Origin of the sequence: Pseudobutyrivibrio ruminis, from assembly GCF_015057245.1 — a bacterium.
GTDB lineage: Bacteria > Bacillota > Clostridia > Lachnospirales > Lachnospiraceae > Pseudobutyrivibrio > Pseudobutyrivibrio ruminis_E.
Map to the genome: position 1 here is coordinate 1 of NZ_SVET01000035.1, position 3,240 is coordinate 3,240.

The 3,240-nt window shown below is 40.7% G+C and carries 3 protein-coding genes; all 3 read left to right on the forward strand.

Features of this window, described 5'->3' with window-relative positions; genetic code table 11:
• Positions 1 to 1,020 (forward strand): F0F1 ATP synthase subunit beta (atpD, locus tag E7274_RS14340; protein WP_304176919.1); only part of this gene is annotated, 1,020 nt, incomplete at its 5' end.
• Positions 1,021 to 1,023: 3 nt separating this feature from the next.
• Positions 1,024 to 1,437, forward strand: coding sequence for an ATP synthase F1 subunit epsilon (gene atpC / locus E7274_RS14345; protein WP_304176921.1), 414 nt, complete (start codon positions 1,024 to 1,026; stop codon positions 1,435 to 1,437).
• A gap of 302 nt (positions 1,438 to 1,739) precedes the next feature.
• Positions 1,740 to 2,885 (forward strand): MFS transporter, encoded by a 1,146-nt coding sequence (locus E7274_RS14350; protein ID WP_304176924.1) that lies wholly within the window; start codon positions 1,740 to 1,742, stop codon positions 2,883 to 2,885.
• Positions 2,886 to 3,240 lie beyond the last annotated feature (355 nt).

Consider the following 3,240-nt stretch of genomic DNA (forward strand, 5'->3'; position numbering starts at 1 on the left):
ATGCTTGAGACAGGTATCAAGGTTATCGACTTACTTGCTCCTTATGCTAAGGGTGGTAAGGTCGGACTTTTCGGTGGTGCCGGTGTAGGTAAGACAGTACTTATCCAGGAGCTTATCCATAATATCGCTACAGAGAGCGGTGGTTACTCAATCTTTACTGGTGTAGGAGAGCGTTCTCGTGAAGGTAATGACCTTTGGACAGAAATGGCTGAGTCAGGAGTTCTTGATAAGACAGCCTTAGTGTTCGGTCAGATGAACGAGCCACCTGGAGCACGTATGCGTGTTGCTGAAACAGGACTTACAATGGCTGAGTATTTCCGTGATGTTAAGAATCAGGATGTGCTTTTATTCATTGATAACATTTTCCGTTTCGTACAGGCAGGTTCAGAGGTTTCAGCTCTTCTTGGTCGTATGCCATCAGCCGTTGGTTACCAGCCAACACTTGCAAACGATTTAGGTGAGCTTCAGGAGAGAATCGCTTCTACAAAGAACGGTTCTATCACATCAGTTCAGGCTGTATACGTTCCTGCTGATGACTTAACTGACCCAGCTCCAGCAACAACATTCTCACACTTGGATGCTACAACAGTTCTTTCACGTAAGATCGTAGAAATGGGTATTTATCCAGCTGTAGATCCACTTGAGTCTACATCACGTATTCTTGAGCCAGACGTAGTTGGTGAGGAGCATTATCAGGTTGCCCGTGGCGTACAGGAGATTCTCCAGAAGTACAAAGAGTTACAGGATATCATCGCTATCCTTGGTATGGAAGAGCTTTCAGACGAGGATAAGATTACTGTATATCGTGCAAGAAAGGTACAGCGTTTCCTTTCACAGCCATTCTCAGTTGCTGAGAACTTTACAGGTGTTAAGGGACAGTTCGTAACTGTAAAGGATACTATCCGTGGATTTAAAGCTATCCTTAATGGTGAGATGGATGAATATCCAGAGGCAGCATTCTTTAACGTTGGTACAATTGAGGATGTCAAGAAAAAGGCTGCAGATCTTGTAAAGGAGTAGCGTATGGCATCATTATTTAATCTTAAAATAATCGCTTGTGATGGCGTGTTTTATGATGGTGACTGCGAAATAATTATTATTCCTAGTCCTGATGGAGAGGCTGCAATCATGAATCATCATGAGATGATGACTGGTGTAGTTTCTGTCGGTGAAATACGCTTTAAAACAGGTGATGGAACATGGCGAAGCGCCATTGTATCTGATGGATTAATATCTGTCTATAAGGATGGTTCAGTAAAGATGATTGCATATTCTTGTGAACGTCCAGAAGATATTGATACATATAGAGCCCAGGAAGCTTTGGAGCGTGCTCAGGAGCAGCTTCAGCAGAAGCAAAGCATGGTTGAATACCAGATTTCTACTGCAAACATGGCTCGTGCTATGGCTCGATTAAAGGGCGCTAGAAGACATTCATAATATTTATAATTTACACACCTCTTTACGAATGTGACCATTGTTTTGGACACATTTGGTAAAGAGGTGTTTTTTTGCTTTACTTCGAAAATACGTTATGGTAAAATCCAGTTTGTTAACATCAAAGTAAAAAGAAAGGAGGGCGTAGTATGACTTGGAAAACAATTAATATGCATCTTACAAAAGGTTCTATTTTTGCAGTTTACGGGGATAGTGCGCCCTTTTTTAAGCGATAGAAACTAATCGTTTTTAACATTGTGCCGCACTATCTCCTTATTCTAAAAAATAGATAAGGAGATTTTTTTATGGAAATAAATAATACAGAATTTGAAATTCAAGGAAATAATGAGCTTTGTCAAAGCGTTAAAAAGATTAATATAAAGGCACAACTTGGAAAGATTTATGCTATAGATACTTTTGGGGCATTTATGCTGGCAGGAGCTTCCTGGGTGGCACTACTTGCAGCCCGTGGCTTTTCTACATTGGAGATAGGCTGGTTTGAAAGTATTTTTCATGTAGTGAGTATGATATGTGAAGTTCCATCAGGAGCTGTGTCAGATGTGTTCGGCCGCAAGAAATCCATGGTGCTTGCCCAGATAATGTCCATGTTATCAGCAATGATAATGATATTTGCAGATTCATTTGTATCAATTGCATTTGCCATGGGAGTCAGTGCTTTAAGCTATAATTTGGCTTCTGGAACTCGTGAAGCATTGGCTTATGACAGTATGAAGATAGCTGGTGTTGAAAAGAACTATGAAGGATTCTTTTCAAAAGACATGATTATCTATGAGATAGTTAGTTCGCTAGCTACGTTGTTAGCTGGTGTTGCGTTGATGTTAGGATATCGTAAAGCGTATCTGGTTGACATCGTCGTGGGAAGCATAGCTTTATTATTTGCTTTATCACTGACGGAGGTTCATGCTGAAGGCCATGAATCAATGGATGTAGCTGGCAGATTCAAAGAAGTTGCTATAGGTTCAATCACATTCTTAAAGGAGAATCGCAGAGCTAGGCTGATAATTCTTTTTAATGCTGCAATTGGAGCTGTTGCGGTATTGATTGGATTTTTTATGCAGGCAAAGCTGCCAGAAGTTGGCTTAAATCCAGTCTTGCTAGGACCGGCACTATTTATTATAGGATTGTCAGGTGCCCTTGGCTCAAAGGTAGTCACATTTTTCAACACGGTGGTATATAGGGCTATTGGTGTCATTTCTCTTGTTGGAGTTATGGTAGCTTTTGCTTCGGTATTAGTTGGCAATCCATACATAATGATAATAGGAGCGTGCATTGGTTCCTTTGCGGACAGCTTCATAGAAATCAGATCAGATGTAGTGTTGAATGAAATGATTCCATCTGGCCAGAGAGCTACCTTGATGTCTGTAAATTCATTTACATATTCGGTTATAATGATTCTGCTGTCACCGTTGTTTGGATGGATATTTGGATAGAGCTTTAGGTGGAGTCTCGGGGTTTGTTTCAGGTAGAACTTTAGTTAGTGCTTTAGTCATTTGGAATGATAAAATCTGGTTGAATATTTAGATAATTGATAGGTCTTTTAGATGTATTCTGAAAGGCCTATTTTTTGTTGCAATGGAGGGGGCAGTGTGATATATTATTGGAGTCGATGAGCCGACAAACGCAATAGTTTTCTTTCGTATGAAAGAAAGCTATTGCCAGAATTGCCTTTTGCGAAGCAATCTTCAATGGCAATTCTTCATTTTGTCACACGCGGGTGTGGCGGAATTGGCAGACGCGCTAGATTTAGGTTCTAGTGGGAGACCGTGCAGGTTCAAGTCCTGTCAC

What these genes read in the sequence shown, in the direction of transcription:
- atpC (WP_304176921.1), top strand. Translation starts at nt 1,024, where the DNA reads ATGGCATCATTATTTAATCTTAAAATAATCGCTTGTGATGGCGTGTTT.
- E7274_RS14350 (WP_304176924.1), top strand. Translation starts at nt 1,740, where the DNA reads ATGGAAATAAATAATACAGAATTTGAAATTCAAGGAAATAATGAGCTT.